Raw genomic sequence first — 22,011 nt, 5'->3', positions numbered from 1 at the left:
CCATTGCCGTGGATGAAGCCGGTGAAATCGTGAAAGGGGTGGGTCGCTATCTGGCGCTCAGTTATTGAGGCTGGAGACCCTGCCGGTGATCCGGTTGACGCATTTGAGTGAAGCGCAAAAGAAGGCGTATCGGATTGCTCATAACAAGATCGCAAGCAACACAGGCTTTGATCTAGAGGCCTTGCGGAGTGAATTTGAAGCCTTGTGCAAGCTGGATGACACTCTATTGGCCTTGACCGGTTTTGAGCGCATCGAACTGGATGATTTGTTGAAGCTGCCGAACTTGCCGGAACTGGGTCCGGAGTTAACCGAATCACTGAATGAGAGTAAGACGGTGGCCTGCCCGCATTGTGGAGGGATCGTTCATGTCTAGGTCGCCCCAAGTTTTAAGCCTGTTTGCCGGGTGTGGCGGATCCAGCCTGGGATATAAACTGGCCGGTTGTAAGGTACTCGCAGCAGTAGAGCGGGATCCGCATGCGGTGCCACTTATAAAGCAAATCATCCCGGTACCTTGCTGCTGGATGGGGATATTACAAGATTGAATCCTCAGGAAATCATGGCTGAATTGGGCCTGCAACAAGGGGAACTGGATATTCTGGACGGTTCACCGCCCTGTCAGGGATTCTCCTTGGCGGGTAAGCGTCAGGTTCAGGATCCCCGGAACCGCTTGTTTGAAGAGTATGTGCGTTTTTTAAAGGCCTTTCAGCCCAAAGCCTTTGTTATGGAGAATGTGCCGGGGCTGGTGAGCGGTAAAATGCGGCCTATTTTTCAAGAGATGGTTCAGGTGCTGCAAGACGCTGGTTACCGGGTGCAAGCCAGAGTGTTAAATGCCGCATATTACGGGGTGCCTCAGGCGCGCAAGTGGGTGATTGTTGTGGGTCTGCGTAATGATTTAGGAATAACGCCACTGCACCCATATCCTCAGACGCATCCAATCGGCTTCAGTGAGGCTGTAAAGGACTTAAGCAATCCGGGCCTGACTCAAGCTCCTGTGGGGAGGGCGCTAGCCATTGCCAAAGCTTTGAAGCCCGGTGAGTCTGGGGCGGATTTGCATGCGCGCTATCAGCAAAAAGGAAATGATTTTTCCTTGCAGCGGCTCAGTTGGCACAAGCCCAGCCCCACGGTCTGTAAAACCATCCGGGCCGGACAATGCGGCTTGTTGCACCCGGAAGAGGATCGTTTTTTGAGCATCGGGGAATTGAAACGGGTGTGCTCATTTCCCGATGATTTTGTCTTGTTTGGCACGTTTGAACAGCAATGGGGACGCTTGGGAAACGCCGTGCCCCCCTTGCTCATGCAATCAGTGGCCCAGTCTGTTATGAATCAGTTGAAAGGAGCGGATCATGCCTCGGCCTCCTAAACGGTTATCTGGACAGGATATTAGTGAAATCGAGATGCTGGCGGGTCTGGGCCTGGCTCAGGAACAGATTGCCGATATCAAGGGAATTTGTGTGGAAACGCTGGTCAAATATGCGGCCAAAACAATATCAATTTTGTGGAGTAAACGCTAACTTTTGACAAGTAGAATCGAGCGGCACTGAATGTACTTTTAAAATAAATTCAGCAGATTCTACCAAATCTAATAAAACAGTTTTCATCTCCTCCCACTGGAAACACCATATATCTCCAGTTTCTTCTGATTTGTATTCCAGACCTGCACTGGTTATCCATAAAGCAACGCCACCAGTTTCAAGATGATGTCCTTCGAGGATTTTTTCATCCATATGCTTACTAAAATTATAAAACTTTCTTAATTTAGTTTCGTATAGAGCTTTTTGATTTTCAAAAATTTCTATATCTTTGGGACAGTTGTTATCTTTTAAAAAAGTCTTTAAAAATAAAAAAGACTGGTACGATTGACTAATGAACATTTCAAGGTGAAATAATGATTTCAAGTACAATGAAATGGTTGGATTTTTTTCGTTAATACTTTAAGATATAATTTTCCATTGCAGACTTGGCGTTACAATATTCATTAAAAGCCGATTGTGAGCGTCTGAGCTGATTCAAAATATAGATATGAGCTTTGGTATTTAATCTTTGAATCAAAATTGAATTCAGAAGATAGTTGGAAATCCAGTATTTAGATTGCTCATAACAATCACTCATATCAGGCATGTTGCATACAGTTAGCTCTGAAAGTTTGGGAGCAACAAGTAATTCATAAATACCAAGGGTAAAAGCCATTTTGTACAGTTCTCAAGTAAAGAGTCGAAAAATTAGATTTGTTACAACTTCTCTGTTATAGATAAAAGTCTCTGGCAAATAATTACAACCTAATAGTTTCCCCAGACCACAATTCAGATCTCAAACCCAACTTCAATCAAAATAAAAGCATGCCCCTGGCCAGACTCGAACTGGCACGATATTGCTATCAACGGATTTTAAGTCCGCAGCGTCTACCATTCCGCCACAAGGGCACGCTTCTGCCTTATCCTAACAAAAGCCGTCTCTCTTGCACAGTCCTTCCCTCAAAAATATTTCACCCCACCCATACGCCCTCTGACCTTCGATTTTTCCGGCTTAAAAAGCGCTAAACGCCCTGATGCCCGCAAGCTGACAGCAACCGCCCAGCCTCCCCCAATACTGCAACGGGCATCATTCAAACTGGTATAATAAGGTACCTGATTGGCAAGAGGGGCTTTCATGCGCACTTTATTTCCGGAAATCAAACCATTCAACAGCTTTTACCTGCCCGTCTCCAACGGACATACCCTGTACGTGGAAGAAGTGGGCAACCCCCAAGGGCAACCCGCTCTGTTTCTGCACGGTGGTCCCGGTGCGGGGCTTTCCACCAACCACCGACGGCTCTTTGATCCGGCCCACTACCGCATTATCCTGTTTGATCAGCGGGGCGCAGGCAAAAGCCGCCCCCACGCCTCCCTGGAGCATAACACCACCTGGGATCTGGTGGCCGATATCGAGGCCATTCGCCAGCACTTGAACCTTGATCAGTGGCTGGTCTTTGGCGGCTCATGGGGGAGTACCCTCTCATTGACCTACGCCCAAACCCACCCGGAACGGGTCACGCATCTGGTGTTGCGGGGCGTCTTCCTGTGTCGCCCCGAAGAAATCCAGTGGTTCTATCAGCAGGGCACCAGCTGGATCTTCCCGGAATTCTGGGCGGAGTATCTCAAACCCGTGCCGCCGGAGAAACGGGGAAATCTGGTGCAAAGCTACTACGAGCTGTTAACCAGCCCCAACGAACACACCCGACTGGCGGCGGCCAAAGCCTGGAGTAAGTGGGAAGGGGCCACCTGCAAGCTAAAGCCGGACCCCACGGTGATTGATCACTTTGAAGAGGCCCATCACGCCTTATCCATGGCCCGTATTGAGTGCCATTACTTTATTCATAACTGCTGGCTGGAACCGAACCAGCTCCTGCGAGACGCCCATAAAATCGCCCACATTCCCACCTGGATCATCCATGGGCGTTACGATGTGGTTTGTCCGGCCCAAAACGCCTATGAACTCAGTCAGGCCTTGCCCGGCGCCGAACTGCGCATCATCCCCGATGCGGGCCACGCCTTCGATGAGCCGGGTATTCTGGACGCCCTGCTGGAGGCCACGGAGCGTTGCAAGCAAGAGTTGCCGGTCGCTACCCGCTAGACGAGGCCGTCCCATCGTCCAAACCCTGCCCTGTCCAAGCCTTCTCCGCTAACACCCGGCTGGGTGGGTCCTATCCGAGGCTCATGGGCCGTTTACTTAATCAAAGCCTGCACGCCGCGGAAGGCCGGATGCTCACAATCAGCCAGCAGCTCAAACAAAGCCGCCTCAACCGTGGAGGGGATAACCCCGGACTGGATCATGCGGGTAATTGCCGTCTTGTGGTTGTGCTTGGCCCGGGATTGAACCGCATCGCTCATCAAATGCACTTCAAATCCGCGCTCCAGCAACTGATGGGCGGTTTGCTGAACACACACATGGGTCTCCAGCCCACACAGAATAACCTGTTCCCGTTCCAGGCTGTTTAAAAACGCCAGAATATCGGGAGACTCTCCACAGCCAAAGCTGGTTTTTTCAAAAATGGCCGCTTCCACCGGCAGCAAATTTCTTAAGGCCTGCACGGTTGAACCCAATTTGTGAGGCACTTGCTCAGTGACCACAATGGGCACGCTCAGCAAATCACAGGCTTTCAGCAGGGTGGCAATGCTGTCCTGTAAACGCTCCGGATGGCCCATAGCCGGTAGCAGCTTCTCCTGCACATCCACCAGCAATAACAGGGCCTGATCCTGCCGTAATAAATAGCGATGACCCGGATTGTCCATCTCCGTTCCCCTCTAGGATTGACTGTGTGCCTCTTATTTCAGCACGGCCTGAATGGATTGAATGAATTCCGCCGCTGTTTTAGGCCGGGGCGGATTGGTTTCCAGGGTGAACGTATCCACCATGACCGGTTTTTGGCTTGGCAAAACCACGTAAAACGTGGGGTAGCCTTCCGCGCCGAATTCAGACATCAGTTTCTGTTCCGCCTGGCCATTGTCCGGGGCAACACGGACGTGGGGATAGTTTTTCACAAAAGCCTGCATTTCAGGCTTGGCCAGGACATTCGCGGCAAAGTCTTTGCAGTGGGGACACCAGGTGGCGTAAAAATACAGCAATATCGGCTTTCGGGTTTGGGCCTGAACCCGAAGGGCTTCCTGATAGCCCTTGGCATTCTCAAGCCAGCTCTCAAAACTACGGGCCACTTCTTTCTGTTCGTTCATAGACCGATAGAGGATCACCCCACCCAGGACCAGGATGAATGCAAGCAAGCCCAGCAGCGCGCCATTGATTAACGATAAACCCGTAAAACGCCTTCTGGATAACATGCCTTGCTCTCTCGCTTCAATTCAATCACAACAGTGTCAAAACCACCTTCTATTATCACACAATCCAGCGGCTTAAATGGTTTTAACCACCACATCCCCCGTCAAGCGGCACTGGCAGGACAATCTGTCATTGGGGGACAGGTAGAACACCGCCTCTTCCACCACGGACTTGGGGCAAACATTTTCCTGCCCCTCCTGAATGGTGACAATGCAGTTACAACAAGCACCCATGCCCCCGCAGCGATCATGCACACTGACATTGAGCAGATGGGCGGCCTCTCGCAAGGTGGTCTCCCCATCAATCTCTATGGATTGTCCACTGGGTAAAAAAGTGACTTTCGGCATACTGGGGTTTCCTGCTCTCTATCAATATGAATCAACGTCAGAATGAGACCCTCGAAGGGCCGCACCTGTCTATCATACACCCTCAGCGGCCCTGCCGATCAGCAAACACCCTTTTCACAGATTTCCCCAAAAAACATCCAGACCACCGAGGGTTAGCCATCTGTCCCGAAGGCGTTTTCCAGGTGCAGAACGTCTGCCGGTTTGTTATTGCCGGGAAAAACGATACTGATAAGATCAAAGCGAACGCCACAGTCCGCATGGCCGGGGTGAGTGGCCAGATAGGCCTCCGCCAGTTGCAGCATGCGTTGCACCTTCCCCGGGCTGATCGCCTCCAGCGGGCTTTCCAAAAAGCCGGTTCTGCGGGTTTTCACCTCCACAAAAACCAGGATGGACTGGGCAGGGTGATAAACAACGAGATCAATCTCTCCGAGTTTACCACTACGCCAGTTACGGGCTTCCAGACGAAAGCCCCTGTTTTTCAGGTAAGATTGCGCAATTTCTTCGCCCCGGCAACCGGTTCGGTGAGATGAGAGAGTCATAAAGACAATGATACAGCAATTGGCCATTGAGGGTGATGATGTTGTAAGCGCCACGCGCTTGCCAGCCTGATCTGAAGGAACTGCCTACCCGATTGATTCAGCCGGTTGTCCGGTTAACCGAATGTTTTGAAGGTGGATTCGATGTTTTTTCCAATAACCTTCCGAACCGCGTCAATCTCGGTCTGGACCGCTTCTCGCTGGGTATCGACCCTTCTTAACTGAAGCTCCAGAGACTTATCAATGGCCTGAATAGCCGCAACCCGTGCCTGAAGCTGTTGTGCCTCTGGCCCTTCCGGCTCCAGGTTGGAGGCGATGGTAAACAGGGCTCCGGTCACGTTTGCCAACTGCATACGGGCCTGGTTAATAAACTGCCCCTGTATCTCCAGATCGCTCTTCCGGGCGGTGAGCATCATGTATCTGGCTTGACTTGCTGCAAAACCCATTTGTTTCTCCTTTATAGAGAGATTGGACTCAGCCTATCCAAATTGCTTTATAAATATATAAAGGAGAATCAAAGTGTAATATTGATCGATATCTATCAATTGTTAAAATTATTTAACAATTTTTTGGATCACCAATGGCGTACGCACCTGGAACGGCTGGAAGCGAGCGACAATGGGGCTAATCGTTCAGTGAAATTTTGCCAGCGCCGGTATCTATGGTTTGCCGGGTGGAAATGGGTACCGTGTAGTTGGGGTCTACCATGAGGTTCAGCATAATCTCCTCATCCTTGCTCATGTTGGGGAAGCACACACCCACCCGATGCTCAAAAGTCTGCCAGTCGTACTGAATGTGCTTGACCACGCCCCGAATGTTACAGTCCTCGCCTTTGCAGTTAAACTTGAACTGGTAGGACTGGCCAATGGTCAGCTTGAGCATGGCCCGCTGGGCCGCATAGCGTAACGCCAGGCCGCTGGAGTTGCCATTGACCGCCAAAAACAGGGTCTGGGAGTCCACCAGCAACACGGGAAAATCGACCACTTTACGGGGTTCCTGACGACGTTCCGGGTGAGTGGATTTTTGAATGGGACTACACACATGGATAAATTGATGATCATTTTCTTCAATTTTCAGCACGGTGACCGAAACGGTATCAAAACTCCGGGCCGCCTCCGGACTGCTGGGCAAATCCAGGTAAATACGAGTCCCAATGGCCACCTGCTGGTCGCCCCGTTTTTTGGCGCTTAGCACCAGACGGACTTCCTGATTGTTGGCCTCCATAACATCCAGATAACAAGCGGCAAAGACGTTCTTGTTAATCTGGAAGCGACCTTTACTGATTGTCTTGCTCACTCCGCAGGCCTGATTGGGTTTGGGAACACTTCAAAAAGCTCAGTTGTAACCATATTACCATATCTGATATGGCCCGAACGGCTGCATGCTCTTGTTATTACCCGAACAGACACTTGTTCTTTTCAAAGCATGGGGCTTACAATAATTATAAACCGCCGACTGTGACTCATTTCCTGTTTTCTCATCCGGGCCTGAACCAGAATCATCCAATTTGGCCCCGGTACGATACCTACATTTTTTACGGTGACTCAACATTAATTGGTGGGGATTCCGGAACAACCTGGGTTCAGAAACAGTCCTCTCTATTATAAAGGAAGGGTGCTTGAAGCTGATGATGCAGAAACGCAATTTTGGGCTCCAGCTTTTATTTTGCGGTGTGGTGACTGTGCTAATGAGCGCCACCCCGACCATGGCCGCCCCGGTTCAGGGCAATACCCAGACCGTGCAGACTCTGGAGAGTACGCTGTTTGCGGTTCAGTACGATCAGGAGCCGCTGGAAGCCCGGGTGGGCCGACTGGAGGATACCGTCTTTGGCCAACGGCAAAATGGTACACTGGAGGCCCGCATTGAAAAATTAAAAACCGCTTTATCCCCCAGCACGCTGGGACCCTTGTCCGCGCAGCCGAAAAATCCGCTCCCCCCGGCGAAAGCCGCCCCTAAAAATAACGACAACCAGTCCAAAGGCTCTCCCAATATGGCCACGGCCAGTGGCCTGGGCAAAAAAAGCCCCCTGAACAGGCCACCGGCCACCAGTAAAGCATCGAAAGGCAGTTATCCCGCCAATTTTCCAGCGCCTGCCGCCGGACCCGCATCCGCCACCGGCCCCGCGCCTGCCGCCGGAGAGAGCGACTATCCCACCATCAGCCAGATGGAGCAGAAACTGTTCGGGAAAACCTACCTGCAGGAAGATATTACGATGCGATTGGCCCGACTGGAAAAAGAAGTCTTTAAAGTCCCTCAGAGCGGGGCGTTGTCCGATCGTATGGACAACCTGCAACTGGTGGTTCTGGGGGATACCGGGGTGGCCGCCCCGCCCTCTCAGGTCATTCCCTACATTGGGGGCAGCAACAGTGTCGGCAGCCCCAATGGCGCTTATTCCAGCTACACGCCACCCCCTTACGGCCAGCTGGGCAACGGCTACGCTCCACCTAACGCCTATGGGCCCAATGCGGGTCAACCGGGGTATTATCCCGGTTCCCAGGTGGCCACGGCCAACGGTCCTACCTATGGCAACCCGCCCGCCTACGGTCAGCCTGTGCCGGGCAATTACCAGCCGCAAAGCTACGGGCAGAGCTACGGCGATCAGCAGGCCAGCTACCAGCCGGTCATGGCGGCGCCGGGCATGGGTGGCGGCGGACAGATTTCTCCTGATATGCTGGCGGCCATGGACGAGGTGGAAAAACAGGTCTTGGGACATACCTATCCCAGCGAACCGGTGAACAACCGGCTGGATCGTCTGGAAGGTAGGGTATTCCATGCCACTTCCCCAGAGATGGACCCCAACGCGCGCATGCAACGGGTGATTGCCGTGGCCTCCGCCGGTGGCGCACCCACCTCGCCCCAAGCCAGAGCCAAGTCCACTTTTCAGAATTTACTGCCCATCATCCTGACCATCCTGCCCCTGATACTGCTGTAATGGGGAATTCCACCCGGGAAGAGAGGGAGGAGGGGCTGTAGTGTTCAGCGTTCAGCGCTTAGCGGGTCCGTTGTTTCCGGGCCGGATTTGGCGGAAGATAAACACACTGTGATGAACGAGACCAGTTGATGTCATGCCCCTGATGAATAGACCATGAATAGGCCCCTACAAACCAAGCGACGCCTGTGGTTTTCCTCCCCCTTGGGCGGCTGGTCTCTGGCGAGTACGGAAGCGGCCCTCATCAGTCTGGACTGGCAGGGAAGCACCTTAACAGCCCCCGCCGGGTTTCGCGAAGACCCGGAGACGGATCTGGAGCGTCACGCCCTAGCCCTTTTACAGCGCTACTTCGTGGGAGAAATCGTTACCTTTGACGCGCTGCCGCTACAACTGACGGGAACGCCCTTTCAACAAGCAGTTTGCCATGCGCTGGCAGGCATTCCCTATGGAGAAACCCGTTCCTATCAGTGGATGGCGCACCGAGTGGACAGGCCCAGGGCCACCCGTGCAGTGGGCGGCGCCTTGGGACGAAATCCATTGCCCATTATCCTGCCCTGTCACCGGGTCATTACCAGCGCTGGCGGTCTGGGCGGGTTCATGAGTGGTCGGGGTGCCGACGCTTTGGATCTGAAGGCCGGTTTGCTGGCTTTGGAAGGCAGTACCGGGGCAGCGGTCGGCCCCTTGGCGCTCTTCAACAAAGGTTGACCCGTTAAAAAACTTTTCCCGGCGGATAGCCAGCCGTCAGAGGGTGGCTTGAGTGTCAGAGCGCTGACCTCCCGCAGGTCAGGCGTTGACTGGGAAGGCTTGGAAGAGGCCGTTTGCCATTTTTTTTTCACCGTTCCCCCAGCACCCTGCGAGAAGCCAGAGTCCCACACGGGCAATGACGCCAGCGCGGCCTTGGGGCCATCCTTTTTGATTTGGTTTGGCTTTTTAACGCCTGACTGACCGGAACTTCCGCTGCTACTATCACTGTCTTGACTGTCCAGTTTCCGCTTGCGACTCGACTGCCCATAACTGGCAGCCAGTTTTACCGCCGCTTGCGGATCCACCACCCCATGCCCCTGTTCGGAGCGAGGAACATCGGGAAGCGCCACGGCGGTCTGCTTCAGAATCTCCCGCAACTCCGCCGGGCTGAGGTTGGGATTTTTCTGCAACATCAGGCTTAGCAGGCCACTCACATAGGGACTGGCGAAAGAGGTACCGTTCACCAGCTGCATGGGATTTCCTTTGTAGGGATCCCAACCATACACCATCATATCGGCGCCGGGGGCCAGCACCGTGGGTTCCAGTCGGGCATTCAGACTATCCCCCCGACTGCTGAAGTCGGCAATGCGGTGCAGGGCCCGGTTCTGATCATCGCCCTGGGTGTTTAAAGCCCCGGCCAGAATGACCTTGTCCAGAATGTAGTCCACCGTTTTGGCGTCCTCCCGGGTCAACTTGTCCAAATCCAGCCCGAACACGCTGAGGGTGCCCACCTTGGGAAAGGCCATGCCCTCGCCCTCGTTCCCGGCGGCGAAGACCATCTGGATGCCCGCTTTCTCCGCCAGATCCACCACTTTTTTGTAGTCACGCAGGATGTCGCGAACTTCTCTGTGCAGGATGGCATTGGGATTGCTGAAGCCCCAGGAGTTGTTGATGACGCGAATGTCGTTTTCTCCCCGCAGTTTGCCTTCAATCATTTTTTTGTACACGGCCATGGTGTCTTTGGCCTGAAAGTCCGGCCACTTGTCCGAGAACACCACGGCATCCGGGGCCACCCCTTTCAGCTTGCCGTTGGCCGCCGCCGTGGTCATCACCATGGTGGGGTGGGCATGTTCGGGATCTTCAGCGTTGGCTGGCAGTTTAACCCGATCCTGAAAGGCCTCCTCATTCTCGGGGTTCACATAACCCCCGTCCACAATGGCCATTTGAACGCCCTTACCGGTCACCCCCTGCTCGTGCAGTTGCTCAATCCCCAAGCCGGGGTGAATCATGGACCGAATCAGGGGATAATCCTCGTGATCCTTTTCCAGCCCGTGATTGTGGCTTAAAAAAGCGGACAGGGCCTGTCTGCGGAAGTTGGGATCGGGGGTTCTCTCCACAAAGGCCTTGATGTCCTTGACCCCGTCTTTAAACTGATACAGGGCGCTGGCCGCCTTGATGCGAACGGCCCGCATGGCGCGGGTGGTATTGGGGGTTTCCATCAGGCGTACCAGCTTGGTCCGGGCCTGCCGAATCTGCTCCTCGGAAGCGTGCTGATTGGCGTGTTCGGCAATTTGGCCCAAGGGTTCGGCGGCGAAGTTTTTCAACACGGCATCATCCAAAGCATCCAGCATCACATCCAGGGCCTCCGAACGCCCGATATCCCCCAGGGCGGCCAGTGTGTTTAACCGCACGTTGGCGGCGGCGCTGGCCGGATTTCCCCGGTAACTCACATCGGCGTCCCAATCGATTTTGCCCTTGAGCGGATCTCGGGCCCGCTCTTTTAAATAGCCCAGACTGTCCGCGTCTTGCAGCACCCCCAGAATTCGGATGGCCAGCATCTGGGCGATGGGCGATTTCTCGGTTTCGGCCAGACGGGTCAGAAAGGGGCGCAGCAGCTGATTTTGGCTGGCCACTAGTTTCTGGAGACTGTTATTAGGGACTCCCCCCGCATTCAAGGCCAAAAAGTCCGCGCTATTTTGGGGGTTGAGTCGCTGGTAGATGCCGGGCTCCGGAAGCGCTTTGCGCAAGGCCTGTTCTTCATCCGGGCCAATGCTGGGATGTTTCCCGCTACGCAGAATGTCCAGCAGCTGGTGTTGGGTCTCCTGCTGTCGTTCGCTTTCGCTTTTTTGGCGATCCGCTTGCAGCACCGAAAAGACCGCGTTCAGTAAACCGGCCTGCTGGGCCCCGCTCATACGGATATGCTTGCTGTCGGCCAGCATAATGGCGGAAGCGACGGCCTGAGGGTCCTGTTGCAGCACCCAAAGCTGGGTGGCCGTCAAGCGCAGGGCTTCCAGATCTTCCGTGGATCGAGCCGGCGGTTTGACCGCCAGCACCTTGATGGCCGACAGGGCTTGCGCCCGGGTTTGCAGGGAAACGCTTTCCGCCGCTGGCCCCTGGGTCATCATGCCCAGCACCAGCAAGGCCACCTGCCGTGTTTCCAGATCATAATCGCTGTGCAGGGCCCGGTTGCTGAGGGCCTCGATGAACTCATCCCCGTTTTCGGCCACTTGCTCCAGAAATTTGACGTAGCTTTTCAGCCCATTTGGGTTGAGGCCGCCCATCAGCTCCAGAAAGGCTTTGGGCTTGAGCAGTTCCATGGTTTTTTGCTGGGCTGCCGGTTCCTTGGCGTGCACCAGACTTTTGAGGGCCGCTTTGCGAATTTCCGCGTCTCGGGCGTAGAGATTCGGGTAGATGTCGCTATTGTAGTTGAGCCCGTTGCGATGCCGCAGCAGCTTCAGGGCTTTGGCCTTAATGGCCGGGTGATTGTTAATGAGACCCAGCTTCAAGGCCGCCGTGACCGCCTTATCATTCTGCAGGGCCAGGGCGTCCATCAGGCCGGATAACAACTCTGTACCGAACTGGGCCTGTTTTTCTTTCAAAATGGCAATCTGGGCCAAGGCTTCCAGCAAATCAATGGTTTTGCCCTGCGGGGTTTTCAGCAGCACCTGCTTTTTCATGGCCTCCAGCTCGGTTCTGGGGATTTCCGCCAGTAATTCGGCAGCCGGACGTTGGTACTTCTTCTCCAGCTCCTTTTGGAATGCCTCCTCAGCCATCTCCGTGGCCCGGATCATCTGCCGCACCTCCCCGTCATCCATCAGGCTCATGCCGATGGTGGTTTGATACTCCTGCTGCAAGGCTTTGCGGCCCAGTTTGGTATTCAGTTTACCAATGCCAGACAACAAGGTTTTCAGCTCCGTCATCCGATCTTTCCGGGCTTTGGCCTCCGGTTGGCGATCGGCAAAGGGAAGGCTGAGGGTGGGTCGGGCCAGCCGTTCGGTCATTTCGGCTTTACGTCGCTGATATTGATCCAGCAAGACGCCGCTCAGTTCGGTCGTGGTATAGCTATTCGGGTTGATGCCGCTGCCGATGAGGCTAATGGCCTCCGCAGCGGCGGTGCGTACCTCGATATCCTCCCCGTCGTCGCTCAACAAGTCCACCAGTACAGGCAGGGCCTCGATACTACCGGCTCTGCCCAGCATTTCAGCGATGGCGGCCTTCTCTTCGTGGTTATCACTGTCTTGCAGGGTCTGGATGAATTGCCGCTCCAGCGCTTTGCCCGCGCGGGGGGTCCGGTTGTGGCTGACCGTCGATACAGAGCGACTGGGCCCTGTGCTGGTGACAGGCGGCGACTCGGGCCGCAGGCTGGAACTTTCCGAGGGCTCCTCGCTGTCTCGGGAAAGCGGTATAAACTGATCCTCTGGCGTCGAAAACGGTTGCAGGTACTCCAACGCTGGCGGGGGAGCAGTGGCCTTGTCTTTGGCCTTGTTGTTCAAACGATTGAAAAAATTCCCGCCAAAAAATTGCACGGATTGCATACGGATAAACCCCCTTCAATGTGCCTATCGCTTATTTTGTATCTTTTGTATTTATGAAACCCAAAGATCCCCTGGTGACGGGGTATCCCTACCAAAAACTCATCCCATATCCTGATGAGCAAATAAACTACCATAATTCAAAAAACAATGCAAACAGGATTGTTAAAATATTCCTAGATCATGATAATCCTCAACGCCACAGGCCCGGATCGGCTGATCCATTGGCGAAAGGGAAGGCCAGCCCATGCCTGAAGGGGTTGGCAGGCCCGCTTCCCATGTCGGGATGGCGGCCTTGAGAGGCGGGGTTCACTCGGAATCGGATGAAATGATGACAGAAATTTTAATTCCCCTCTTGTAATCCGGGAGAAGTCACGTTATAACATTAACACCCAAGGGGCATTGGCGCAGTTGGTAGCGCGCTTCAATGGCATTGAAGAGGTCAGGAGTTCGAATCTCCTATGCTCCACCAAGTTTCACCAAAACCGATTTCCTCTCGCGGATTTCGGTTTTTTGGTTTTCGATGAATTTAACCGGAATCAATTAAACAGAGGGACCCCCATTCATGGCCAACCGCACCTCCCACAAAGCCGCTCAATTTAACGAATCGGTGATTCGTCAAATGAGCCAGATGGCCCGCAAATACCAAGCCATTAACCTGGCCCAGGGGTTCCCGGATTTTCCCTGTCCCGAAGAACTGAAAGTGGCCGCTTGCGAAGCCATCCACGATGACATCAACCAGTACGCGGTCACCTGGGGCGATGCCCAGTTCCGCCAAGCCATCGCCGAAAAAGAAGGCCCCTACCTGGGCATTGCCATCAACCCCGAAACCGAAGTCACCGTGACTTGCGGGGCCACCGAAGCCATGGCTGCGGTCATGCTGGCCACCATCAACCCCGGCGATGAAGTGATTGTGTTTGAGCCCTATTACGAGAACTATGGCCCCGATGCCATTATCGCCGGTGCGGTGCCCCGCTACGTGACCTTGCACCCCCCGGAATGGCGCATAGATGAAGCGGAACTGGCCGCCGCTTTCAACGAAAAAACCCGGGCCATCATCATCAACACCCCACACAACCCCACCGGCAAGGTCTTCAGCCGGGCTGAGCTGGAAATGATCGCCAGGTACTGCCAAAAATGGAATGTCTTGGCCTTCACCGATGAAATCTATGAGCATATCCTCTACGATGGGCACCAACACGTAGGCATGGCGAGCCTGCCGGGCATGAAAGACCTGACCGTGACCATCAACGGGTTGTCCAAGACCTACAGCGTGACCGGCTGGCGGGTGGGCATTGTCATCGCCCCGGAAGACATTACCAACGCCGTGCGTAAAATGCACGACTTTTTAACCGTGGGCGCCGCCGCTCCCCTGCAGCGGGCGGGCATTACGGCCATGCAGTTGCCCCAGTCCTACTATCTGGATTTGGCCCAGAAATACAATGAAAAACGCCTAATCATGATGAACATTCTGGATGAGGCCGGCATCAAGTTCTTCCGCTCCCAGGGGGCCTATTACGTGTTCAGCGATATTTCCGACTTTGGCTATAAAACCGATGTGGAGTTTACCCACTTCCTGATGAAAGACATTGGGGTGGCCGTGGTGCCCGGCTCCAGCTTCTTCAGCCGCCCGGAACTGGGGCGCAAGTTTGTGCGCTTCTGCTTCGCCAAACGTCCGGAGACTTTACAGGCCGCGCAAATCCGCCTGCAAAAGCTGAAAGACACCGTGCGTCTGGGTCGATAAAACCCATGCGCCAAACGTCGGCTGAAAACAGGCACTGAACTTCAGCGCTTTAAATCCGGGCTTAAATCAGCCCTAAAAACTCAGTGGCACAAGACCGTTAAAGCCCCCAACAGGGCGGGAGAAATTTTGCACGTTCCACGCTTGTGCGGCTTCCAGGCCTTTGGATTTAAATCCCCAAAAAGGGAGGGGACAGCCACCGGGTGCGCTACTTCCGACCGAACGCCGACTGCCGACTCTCGGGCATCCTCTCCAGAGCAACGGAGACTGGTGCGCCAGCCGGTCAACCTACGAACCCTGCAAACACTCATTCGACAGGTCGTTGAGGAAGTGGAAGGCGCGGAGAGCATAAAACGCGCTTTCAATGGCTAATCTGGGGCTAATCGATTGAAGACCAAGATATAGCTTAAAACCAAGATTTAGCGCGGTGGCTGGAATAGCGCTCGAACATGGGCCATGCCCTGATTCGGTATTTGCAGGAGTTGCCGCTTACGGGCGCTATAAGGATTTTTGGGAGAGGCTGTTTTTTGCTTGGTGATAGACGGCGAAGCCGCCAAGGGGTTTCTGTTTTGCTTGCCCGGGGATGGGCCGATGGCAGTCCGGGTATGCGGGGAAGACGGTTTGGCCGGGGAGGCGGGCACAGCGCGCTGCTTGCCGGGAGAGAATGGGGCGCGGGCCGCCTTTTGCAGGAAACTATTCATTTCAAGCGTGGTACTGGCATCGCTGAACTGGCCATAGGCCTGAAAGGCCCGTCGGGTTAAATCACGGGAAGCCTGAGAGCTTTGGGCGGTCACCACCCGATCGACCAAGTGCGATTCCAGACGCCCCTGTACCGCGTTGTTCAGGCTGGTTTCCCATATTTTTCTGCCAATAACCGGCGCGGCCTCCGCTGCCGCCGAAGCGATGAATCCCACTGGTGCCATAGCGAATCCCCTTGAGAGCTTTTTTGAGAGCGTTTTAATAGTAGCAAGCAAAACCTTGGAACATCAAAATGAGTCAAACAGAAAATAACTAAAACAAAGGTAATGATTGTTATAAGCATGAAAACAGTTCTTTTAAATCTGTTGCCCGCTTGCGCATGCACGGGCTGTGCCAATGGCAATCCCCTGAGTGCCCCTAACCATCATCCGATTAGTAAGCCAGCACCACGGCCCCGGTGCCCCAAAAAGGCCCATAAGCCATCACGTCCGCCGGGCGATTTGGCATGTTCAGCGCGCCCATCATCCAGTAGAAGCCTTTCAAATTCATTTCGGGCTGGGCATTGGCAATGTAATCAGGGGCCAGCGCCAGGGCTTCCTGTGTGCTTCCCTGCTGAAGCAAGCCCAAAAAGCGCTGATTCCACTGATCGGCCTCTGGGCTGGAAAACCGGTCGGACTCCGGGGAAACCGCCTCATTCAAAAACTGATGCGACAAGAGCGAGCAATTGATAAACACCGCCCGCTTCCCGCTCTCTTCCACAGCTTGAGCCATCGCCGCCCCCAACGTCATGCAATCCTCGGGGCTGGCGTAAATATTGGCGGATACCAGAACCACGGACCGCTGCCTCTGGGCATTGAGGTAACGTAAAGCCACAATGGTGCCCGTATCAATGGGAAACCCCTCGTAATCCACCAGCCGGGTGGCCAGACCCGCCTGCCGGGCCAAGGCCTCCGCCTGGGCCGTCAGCGGACGTTCAACCTCGAACGCAAAGGGCAGGGCCCCCAGCTCATGCCAGTTTTCATCCACATGCAGTCCCTGCGGGTGGGCCGCATACTGAAATGAATGCCCCAGCACGGAAATCCACTGGGCGCTGTAGAGAACCAGCAGGTCCGGCTCCGCAGCATCCACCCGTTGCGCTGCCTGATTCATGGCCGTGACGAATGACTGCCACGAACCACTGCAAACATCGGGGAAGGCCAAATGGGGAAAACCCGGCACCATCAGCCCTTGCAGTACATTGTTCATAATGACTCCTCATCGTGAGCCTTTTGGGAGCGGTAAGCCTGCAAGTCCCACTCCATAATGGCGTTGCCCGTGCCAATGACCGGCCCATAGGCGTGTAAGCGGGCTTCCATGGGGGGAAAGTCCATGGCTGACAGCATCCACATCAGGGAGCCCGCTTTGACTTCGGCAGCGGTTTTTTCGATAAATTCCGGCAGCACCCGCTGAAACTCGTCCCAGCGCCCATGTTGTAACAACCGAATCATCCTCACGTCCCACTGATACTGTTGCGGACTGTAGATACGCTCCTGACGCATGTCTTCGGGCGGGTCGGGCTCCCGATCAAAGTGGAGATGAGAAAGCGTATTGCTGGCCGCCAAAACGGCCCGACGGCCCGTTCTCTCAATCGCTCGGCGGGTGGCTTGCCCCAGTTTGATCATCTGATCCTGAGCGTCATCGTGGGAAAAATAGTAGGGAGAATTGTGCGCGGAAATGCCCAGCACCGGAATATCCCAATCCGGGTTCAGCATGTGCAGGGAGACAATGGTGCCATAATCCACCCGAAAGTCGGGGTTGGTCATTTTTTTAACCACCAGGCCCTCGGCAATGGCCGCCTCGGCACAGGCATCGGCCAGTGCCACATCCACGGTCATCTCGAATTGATACTGGAATAAATGGGGAAAAATGGGATCAACGGATAAACCGGATAGTTTGGGCACCCGCAAAAAATGATGGCCCACCACGGTTTGCCAATGGGGGCTGTGTACCAGAATAACATCGGGCTTCAGGGCTTTGATTTTTTCCCGACAACGCTGATACCCCTGACGCAGCGTGTCCCAGCCGCCTTGGGACTTGGGCCGATTTTGCGGCGGATTCTCCGCATACACCAAATGGGGCGGGTGGGGCGCTAAAAACCCGGCCAGAATTTCACCGCCCCCGGGCGGCTTTTCCCACTCGGTTGCGGTCAGGAGAGAGGGACTATCCACGCGATTTTCATCCACTTGCAAGGCCAAGGCCTTGGGCCCGTCCAGGGCAACTACAATTTGTGCGAGACTTGAAAACCTCAACGGCCCGATTATCGACACAACATGCCCGGTTGTAAACACCGGGCCCGCTGAACCCAGAACACCACTCAGTGCGATGAATCTGCAAAACACCACCCCGTCTGCAAAAACAGGTCGCAGGCATCACGCAGCCCGGCAAGGCACGATGAACGTGCCCCCTTGGAGGCTGGCCTAGGCCATAAAAGACCGCCCTTTTAAAATCGAGCTTTCAGACTCAATTTTCAGGCTCAATTTTTCAAAATCAGCCTTTTAATACTCATCGAGCGAAGAAGTCGGCACCGTCTCATCCTCCTCGTGCGGTCTTTCCGATTTCTCAACGGACGCCCGACCGCTTTTTTGAGCCCGGGCCAGCCCGCTGGCTTGCCCGCCCTTGCGTCCCGCCGCTCTGGCTTCTTCCGAGGTAAATTGGTGGGCGGTGCCTTTCTGGTGGGCTGCCTTTCCCCCTTTACTGGCAATTTCCCGCTGTTTTTCCGGGGACATGGATGCAAATCCCCGTTGTTTATTCCCCATGACCATGATCCTCCGGTTAATTTCGCAGCCACAACAAGTCCATCAGGACGCCCTTGATATCCAACCGACGTTTAATTGGCAAATTGATTGTTTGACAGTCAAAGACCATTCAGGTCGCCAGCCTCTATCATCGCCTTCCCGCAGGAATCCTCCAATTAGTGAGCTGGATAGCTTTTGAGCGTCCGATGTGGGATTGACAAGCTGAACAGGCGCAATGGGTGATAACTGACTATCCCGGAAAAGCGGGACAAAGACAGGGAGGCCCGCATTCTTTCATTTAATGCAATGATTTATAACATTTTTAAAAAATCACTCAGGCATACGGGAGGTTTGAAAAAAATTGTCCGATAGACTCCTAGCAGAAATATTCAAAAGTCGATTATGATATAGGGAGCTTTCTATATTTCCCGCAAGATTATTTGGGTATTACATGTTGTCTTGTAAACGTTCAGTTGATGAATCTTTCAGCCTGATTGATCGTGTTTGCAAACGCGTGAGTTCTCATCTTGTTGCCATTGGCTGAATGATATCCATCATTTGTGGCCATAGCCTTATTGGGTAGCTGTTATATTTAAAAGGAGCTTTTTCCGTGATGGAAAAATTTGATTGTGGTTTGGCAACCTTGAAATCCATTTTAAACAAATCCACTGTAAGCAAGGCCCTGTCCCTGAGCCTTTTGGTGGGGCTGGCCGGTATACCGGCGGCCATGGCGGAAAAAGCGCTGGGTTCCGCTGAAGAGCCCCTGGAGATTAAACTCAACCAAACCCTGGACACTGATCGTTCCCACCACGGAGATCCCTTTGAAGGACAGCTGACCGAGGATCATCGTCTGGGCCAGCGTGTATTGCCCGCGGGCACCCTGTTAAAAGGCAAGGTGGAAGGGGGCCATCCCTCCATGATTCTGGGGATGCCCGGCTATGTGTCTCTGGATATTCAGGAGGCCGTCTTGCCCACCGGGGAAGTCTATCAATTCGTCAACAACGGCCAAGGCTTGCAGACCAAAAAATATCATCACCCCAAAGCGCATACCGGCAAGGGAGTTCTCCTTGGTGGCATTCCCTTTACGGTCATCAGCGCCGTGGATGCCATCCCCCTGAAGTTTGCGGCGGGGATGAATTTTTGGCAAATCACGCCTATTTCTCTGGCCGCCCGTATGGCCACCGGTGTGGCCTGGGAGATGAGTGGCAAGAACAAAAACTCACCGGCCAATGGTTATCCGGTTCAAACCCGGGTGGGCTATGGTATGCTTCGGGGTACCGGCCTGACCGGGGCTTACCACATGCTTTCCACTTCCCCCGAGCCCAACCTGAAAGAGGGGGCCATCATATCCCTGCGATTACCCCAAAAAGACATGGACAAGCTATTTGAAGCGGGCAGTACCGTCAAAACCGTTAACAGCGCTCCCTCAGGGCTGCCTGCAAGCGCCGTGTCCCGTTCAGCAGACCTTGAAGGCCTACAACCGGTGGAAGTGGAGACTCAGGGTTTTGAAAGCGTGAGTGCCAAGATTCCAGCCTCGACAGAAACCCCGTCCATTCAACCCGTCTCCGTGGAGAACGCTGCCCCGTAGGCCGAACATCTACACCGCCATCCCATTTCAACGGATAAGCTCTAAAAAGCCCGTGAGTTTCTCTTGTCTAAGAACTGCGGGCTTTTTGCATGCGGTGTGTCCTTTCATGAGAAAGACCCTCCCACGCCCCCCCAGCCCAGTCCCCTGGTGGGGGCTCGGCAAGGTAAGATAATACAGGTTGTTTGTTGAAGGGAGGATTCCGCATGTTGGCAGAAATTGAAACAGAGGGCGGGCAAGGGTATCGGCAAATCATTCGGGCGGGCCAGCACCAGTTTTTTGCCGATTTGTCGGCGGATAAAGGGGGAAAGGGCGCAGCCCCCGATCCGCATCAGCTGTTCTACGCCGCCTGGGGGGCCTGCACCAACATGACCCTTCAACTCTACTGCCAGCGAAAAAACTGGCCGCTGGAAAGCGTTAAGACTACTTTTGCCGAGGAGCGACGCGCTGGACAAACCTGGGTCACCAAGCGCATTGAACTGACCGGCCCGCTGGACGAAGCACAGCAGGCTCGTCTGCAGCAAATTGCCGAAAAATGCCCGGTCAATCAACTAATTACCGGCCCCACCCAGATTATCCGGGAATGGGTGTTCCAGGCTTGAGCAGGCAGCCGGTACTCCGACAGGGGATCGCTAGCGAATGGCCAGTTCCGCCGCTTCGAGGGTGGCTTGAATATCGGCATCGGTATGGGCCAGAGAGATGAACCCGGCCTCAAACTGGGAAGGCGCCAGATAGACACCCCGATCCAGCATGCCCCAGAAGAATCGGTTGAAACGTTCCCGATCAAAGCGGCACACGTCCTGATAGTTGTGAATAGGGCCTTCGGCGAAGAATAGGGTCATCATGGCCCCCACGCCGTGCAGGTGGTACGGAATGCCCTTGCGCTGGCAGATGGCTTGCAAGCCGTCTCCCAATTGCTGACCGAGGGCTTCCAGCCGCTCGTAGGTGCCCGGCTGACGGAGCAGTTTCAGGGTTTCCATTCCGGCGGCCATTGCCAACGGGTTGCCCGAGAGGGTTCCCGCTTGATACATGGGGCCTTCCGGGGCCACCTGACCCATAATTTCCAGTTTGCCGCCATAGGCTCCCACCGGTAAGCCCCCGCCAATAATCTTGCCCAGACAGGTAATATCCGGCGTGACCCCAAACCGTTCCTGAGCGCCGCCCGGTGCCAGCCTGAAGCCGGTCATGACCTCATCAAAAATCAGGCAGGCCGACTCCTGAAGGGTCAGCTCCCGTAAGCCTTCCAAGAAGCCGGGCAAGGGAGGGATACAGCCCATGTTTCCGGCCACCGGCTCAATCAGAACTCCGGCAATCTGGCCGGGATAGGCACGGAACAAAGCCGCCACCGAGTCCACATCGTTGAAGCGGGCGTTCAGGGTTTCCGCCGCCGTGGAAGCGGGAACGCCTGCGCTGTCCGGCACTCCTTGGGTGGCCGCCCCGGAACCAGCCTTGACCAGCAGGTAATCGGAATGGCCGTGGTAGCAGCCTTCAAACTTGATAATTTTGGTGCGGCCCGTGTACGCCCGTGCCAGACGGATGGCGCTCATAACCGCCTCGGTGCCGGAGCTGACAAAGCGCACTTTCTCGATGGACGGCACCATGTCAATGACCAGTTGGGCCATTTCCGTTTCCATCAGGGTGGGGGCGCCAAAGCTGGTGCCATTTTCGGCGGTCTGCTGAATCTTCCGGATCACTTGCGGGTGGGCGTGACCCAGAATGGCCGGGCCCCAGGTGCCCACGTAATCGATATACCGGTTGCCGTCCAGATCCCACAGGTAAGCCCCTTTGGCTTTTTCAATAAAAACCGGGGTGCCGCCCACTGAGCGAAAGGCCCGCACCGGGCTATTGACCCCACCGGGCAGAACTTTCTGGGCCTCCAGAAAGGCGGCTTCGGAGCGGGTGCGATTGGCAGTATTGACGGGGCTGGCGGGCTGAGTCATGGTTCAAAAGCTCCTTGATTGGCAAACAGGCAGATGGCTGGAATCCGTTTTAAGAACAGGGGTTTACTCGCGGGTTACCTGCTGTTTATATTACTGTGAACGGAACGGAATGGCATCTTTTCACCTTGACCCGCGTTTGTGCAGGAAACATCACC

General features: G+C 54.7%; 20 protein-coding genes, 2 tRNA genes and 2 pseudogenes. 10 read left to right on the top strand and 14 right to left on the bottom strand.

The annotated features are described in order from the left end of the window. The first annotated feature begins 64 nt into the window (after positions 1 to 64). The 3 genes and pseudogenes from DF283_RS12665 (at position 65) to DF283_RS12655 (ending at position 1,511) form a co-directional block, all read left to right on the top strand. Positions 65 to 373, top strand: a complete 309-nt coding sequence (locus tag DF283_RS12665) for a ParB N-terminal domain-containing protein (RefSeq protein ID WP_303675249.1) — start codon at positions 65 to 67, stop codon at positions 371 to 373. Continuing rightward, a pseudogene (locus DF283_RS12660) lies at positions 321 to 1,360 on the top strand (DNA cytosine methyltransferase). The gene DF283_RS12665 and the pseudogene DF283_RS12660 overlap by 53 nt, the downstream one beginning before the upstream one ends. Further along, positions 1,344 to 1,511, top strand: a complete 168-nt coding sequence (locus DF283_RS12655) for a hypothetical protein (protein WP_303675248.1) — start codon at positions 1,344 to 1,346, stop codon at positions 1,509 to 1,511. The pseudogene DF283_RS12660 and the gene DF283_RS12655 overlap by 17 nt, the downstream one beginning before the upstream one ends. Here the strand turns inward: DF283_RS12655 and DF283_RS12650 are convergent. Both DF283_RS12650 and DF283_RS12645 read right to left on the bottom strand, forming a co-directional pair. Next, positions 1,488 to 1,871 carry a hypothetical protein gene (locus DF283_RS12650; RefSeq protein ID WP_303675247.1) on the bottom strand — a complete coding sequence of 128 codons (384 nt, stop codon included), beginning with the start codon at positions 1,869 to 1,871 and terminating at the stop codon, positions 1,488 to 1,490. The genes DF283_RS12655 and DF283_RS12650 overlap by 24 nt on opposite strands. A gap of 466 nt (positions 1,872 to 2,337) precedes the next feature. Beyond that, a tRNA-Leu gene (locus DF283_RS12645) sits at positions 2,338 to 2,420 on the bottom strand. A gap of 226 nt (positions 2,421 to 2,646) precedes the next feature. On the opposite strand from DF283_RS12645, the gene pip reads away from it, so the two are divergent. After that, a complete protein-coding gene (gene pip, locus DF283_RS12640; protein WP_303675246.1) occupies positions 2,647 to 3,609 on the top strand; it encodes a prolyl aminopeptidase in 963 nt (320 codons plus the stop codon). 92 nt (positions 3,610 to 3,701) lie between these two features. Here the strand turns inward: pip and DF283_RS12635 are convergent, their stop codons facing one another. From DF283_RS12635 to DF283_RS12610, 6 genes are all read right to left on the bottom strand, one after another. Beyond that, a complete protein-coding gene (locus tag DF283_RS12635) occupies positions 3,702 to 4,268 on the bottom strand; it encodes a hydrolase (protein WP_303675245.1) in 567 nt (188 codons plus the stop codon). Positions 4,269 to 4,301: 33 nt separating this feature from the next. Further along, positions 4,302 to 4,811 (bottom strand): thioredoxin family protein, encoded by a 510-nt coding sequence (locus tag DF283_RS12630; protein ID WP_303675244.1) that lies wholly within the window; start codon positions 4,809 to 4,811, stop codon positions 4,302 to 4,304. Positions 4,812 to 4,883: 72 nt separating this feature from the next. Next, a complete protein-coding gene (locus DF283_RS12625) occupies positions 4,884 to 5,156 on the bottom strand; it encodes a 2Fe-2S iron-sulfur cluster-binding protein (protein WP_303675243.1) in 273 nt (90 codons plus the stop codon). Positions 5,157 to 5,308: 152 nt separating this feature from the next. Then, positions 5,309 to 5,695, bottom strand: a complete 387-nt coding sequence (locus DF283_RS12620) for a YraN family protein (protein WP_303675242.1) — start codon at positions 5,693 to 5,695, stop codon at positions 5,309 to 5,311. Between the two features lie 113 nt (positions 5,696 to 5,808). After that, positions 5,809 to 6,138 (bottom strand): hypothetical protein, encoded by a 330-nt coding sequence (locus DF283_RS12615; RefSeq protein ID WP_303675241.1) that lies wholly within the window; start codon positions 6,136 to 6,138, stop codon positions 5,809 to 5,811. 178 nt (positions 6,139 to 6,316) lie between these two features. Then, positions 6,317 to 6,988, bottom strand: a complete 672-nt coding sequence (locus DF283_RS12610; protein WP_303675240.1) for a PilZ domain-containing protein — start codon at positions 6,986 to 6,988, stop codon at positions 6,317 to 6,319. Between the two features lie 391 nt (positions 6,989 to 7,379). Between DF283_RS12610 and DF283_RS12605 the strand changes: the two genes are divergently transcribed. Continuing rightward, positions 7,380 to 8,624, top strand: a complete 1,245-nt coding sequence (locus tag DF283_RS12605; RefSeq protein WP_303675239.1) for a hypothetical protein — start codon at positions 7,380 to 7,382, stop codon at positions 8,622 to 8,624. A 153-nt stretch (positions 8,625 to 8,777) separates the two neighbouring features. Further along, positions 8,778 to 9,326 (top strand): methylated-DNA--[protein]-cysteine S-methyltransferase, encoded by a 549-nt coding sequence (locus DF283_RS12600; protein WP_303675238.1) that lies wholly within the window; start codon positions 8,778 to 8,780, stop codon positions 9,324 to 9,326. A 359-nt stretch (positions 9,327 to 9,685) separates the two neighbouring features. Here DF283_RS12600 and DF283_RS12595 read toward each other — a convergent pair. Then, positions 9,686 to 13,120: pseudogene (locus DF283_RS12595) on the bottom strand (S8 family serine peptidase); the annotation flags it as partial. Positions 13,121 to 13,513: 393 nt separating this feature from the next. Between DF283_RS12595 and DF283_RS12590 the strand changes: the two are divergent. Both DF283_RS12590 and DF283_RS12585 read left to right on the top strand, forming a co-directional pair. Continuing rightward, positions 13,514 to 13,589: transfer RNA gene (locus tag DF283_RS12590), tRNA-Ala, on the top strand. Between the two features lie 93 nt (positions 13,590 to 13,682). Continuing rightward, positions 13,683 to 14,861: a pyridoxal phosphate-dependent aminotransferase gene (locus DF283_RS12585; protein ID WP_303675237.1), complete on the top strand. Its 1,179-nt coding sequence runs from the start codon at positions 13,683 to 13,685 to the stop codon at positions 14,859 to 14,861. A gap of 416 nt (positions 14,862 to 15,277) precedes the next feature. Here the strand turns inward: DF283_RS12585 and DF283_RS12580 are convergent, their stop codons facing one another. From DF283_RS12580 to DF283_RS12565, 4 genes are all read right to left on the bottom strand, one after another. After that, positions 15,278 to 15,781 (bottom strand): hypothetical protein, encoded by a 504-nt coding sequence (locus DF283_RS12580; protein ID WP_303675236.1) that lies wholly within the window; start codon positions 15,779 to 15,781, stop codon positions 15,278 to 15,280. Between the two features lie 208 nt (positions 15,782 to 15,989). Then, positions 15,990 to 16,802: a DODA-type extradiol aromatic ring-opening family dioxygenase gene (locus tag DF283_RS12575; RefSeq protein ID WP_303675235.1), complete on the bottom strand. Its 813-nt coding sequence runs from the start codon at positions 16,800 to 16,802 to the stop codon at positions 15,990 to 15,992. Further along, entirely contained in the window at positions 16,799 to 17,764 is a 966-nt protein-coding gene (locus tag DF283_RS12570) for a DODA-type extradiol aromatic ring-opening family dioxygenase (protein WP_303675234.1), read from the bottom strand. Before DF283_RS12570 ends, DF283_RS12575 begins: the two co-directional genes overlap by 4 nt. Before the next feature lie 327 nt (positions 17,765 to 18,091). Next, complete coding sequence (locus DF283_RS12565; protein WP_443083023.1) at positions 18,092 to 18,358, bottom strand: KGG domain-containing protein; 267 nt, start codon at positions 18,356 to 18,358, stop codon at positions 18,092 to 18,094. Positions 18,359 to 18,941: 583 nt separating this feature from the next. On the opposite strand from DF283_RS12565, the gene DF283_RS12560 reads away from it, so the two are divergent. Together DF283_RS12560 and DF283_RS12555 are read left to right on the top strand one after the other, a co-directional pair. After that, entirely contained in the window at positions 18,942 to 19,919 is a 978-nt protein-coding gene (locus tag DF283_RS12560; protein WP_303675232.1) for a hypothetical protein, read from the top strand. Positions 19,920 to 20,122: 203 nt separating this feature from the next. Then, entirely contained in the window at positions 20,123 to 20,518 is a 396-nt protein-coding gene (locus DF283_RS12555; protein ID WP_303675231.1) for an OsmC family protein, read from the top strand. 30 nt (positions 20,519 to 20,548) lie between these two features. On the opposite strand, the gene hemL is transcribed toward DF283_RS12555, so the two are convergent. Continuing rightward, complete coding sequence (gene hemL / locus DF283_RS12550; protein ID WP_303675230.1) at positions 20,549 to 21,856, bottom strand: glutamate-1-semialdehyde 2,1-aminomutase; 1,308 nt, start codon at positions 21,854 to 21,856, stop codon at positions 20,549 to 20,551. Positions 21,857 to 22,011: the final 155 nt, after the last annotated feature.

It is taken from the genome of Vampirovibrio chlorellavorus (genome assembly GCF_003149375.1).
GTDB classification, from domain to species: Bacteria; Cyanobacteriota; Vampirovibrionia; order Vampirovibrionales; family Vampirovibrionaceae; genus Vampirovibrio; species Vampirovibrio chlorellavorus_B.
The sequence above is the reverse complement of the archived record's forward strand: the minus strand, read 5'-3'. Positions and strand labels throughout refer to the sequence as shown.

What these genes read in the sequence shown, in the direction of transcription:
- DF283_RS12565 (WP_443083023.1), bottom strand. Translation starts at nt 18,358, where the DNA reads ATGGTCATGGGGAATAAACAACGGGGATTTGCATCCATGTCCCCGGAA.
- DF283_RS12650 (WP_303675247.1), bottom strand. Translation starts at nt 1,871, where the DNA reads ATGTTCATTAGTCAATCGTACCAGTCTTTTTTATTTTTAAAGACTTTT.
- DF283_RS12625 (WP_303675243.1), bottom strand. Translation starts at nt 5,156, where the DNA reads ATGCCGAAAGTCACTTTTTTACCCAGTGGACAATCCATAGAGATTGAT.
- DF283_RS12600 (WP_303675238.1), top strand. Translation starts at nt 8,778, where the DNA reads ATGAATAGGCCCCTACAAACCAAGCGACGCCTGTGGTTTTCCTCCCCC.
- hemL (WP_303675230.1), bottom strand. Translation starts at nt 21,856, where the DNA reads ATGACTCAGCCCGCCAGCCCCGTCAATACTGCCAATCGCACCCGCTCC.
- DF283_RS12580 (WP_303675236.1), bottom strand. Translation starts at nt 15,781, where the DNA reads ATGGCACCAGTGGGATTCATCGCTTCGGCGGCAGCGGAGGCCGCGCCG.
- DF283_RS12575 (WP_303675235.1), bottom strand. Translation starts at nt 16,802, where the DNA reads ATGAACAATGTACTGCAAGGGCTGATGGTGCCGGGTTTTCCCCATTTG.
- DF283_RS12605 (WP_303675239.1), top strand. Translation starts at nt 7,380, where the DNA reads ATGAGCGCCACCCCGACCATGGCCGCCCCGGTTCAGGGCAATACCCAG.
- DF283_RS12555 (WP_303675231.1), top strand. Translation starts at nt 20,123, where the DNA reads ATGTTGGCAGAAATTGAAACAGAGGGCGGGCAAGGGTATCGGCAAATC.
- DF283_RS12635 (WP_303675245.1), bottom strand. Translation starts at nt 4,268, where the DNA reads ATGGACAATCCGGGTCATCGCTATTTATTACGGCAGGATCAGGCCCTG.
- DF283_RS12615 (WP_303675241.1), bottom strand. Translation starts at nt 6,138, where the DNA reads ATGGGTTTTGCAGCAAGTCAAGCCAGATACATGATGCTCACCGCCCGG.
- DF283_RS12620 (WP_303675242.1), bottom strand. Translation starts at nt 5,695, where the DNA reads ATGACTCTCTCATCTCACCGAACCGGTTGCCGGGGCGAAGAAATTGCG.
- DF283_RS12655 (WP_303675248.1), top strand. Translation starts at nt 1,344, where the DNA reads ATGCCTCGGCCTCCTAAACGGTTATCTGGACAGGATATTAGTGAAATC.
- pip (WP_303675246.1), top strand. Translation starts at nt 2,647, where the DNA reads ATGCGCACTTTATTTCCGGAAATCAAACCATTCAACAGCTTTTACCTG.
- DF283_RS12585 (WP_303675237.1), top strand. Translation starts at nt 13,683, where the DNA reads ATGGCCAACCGCACCTCCCACAAAGCCGCTCAATTTAACGAATCGGTG.
- DF283_RS12630 (WP_303675244.1), bottom strand. Translation starts at nt 4,811, where the DNA reads ATGTTATCCAGAAGGCGTTTTACGGGTTTATCGTTAATCAATGGCGCG.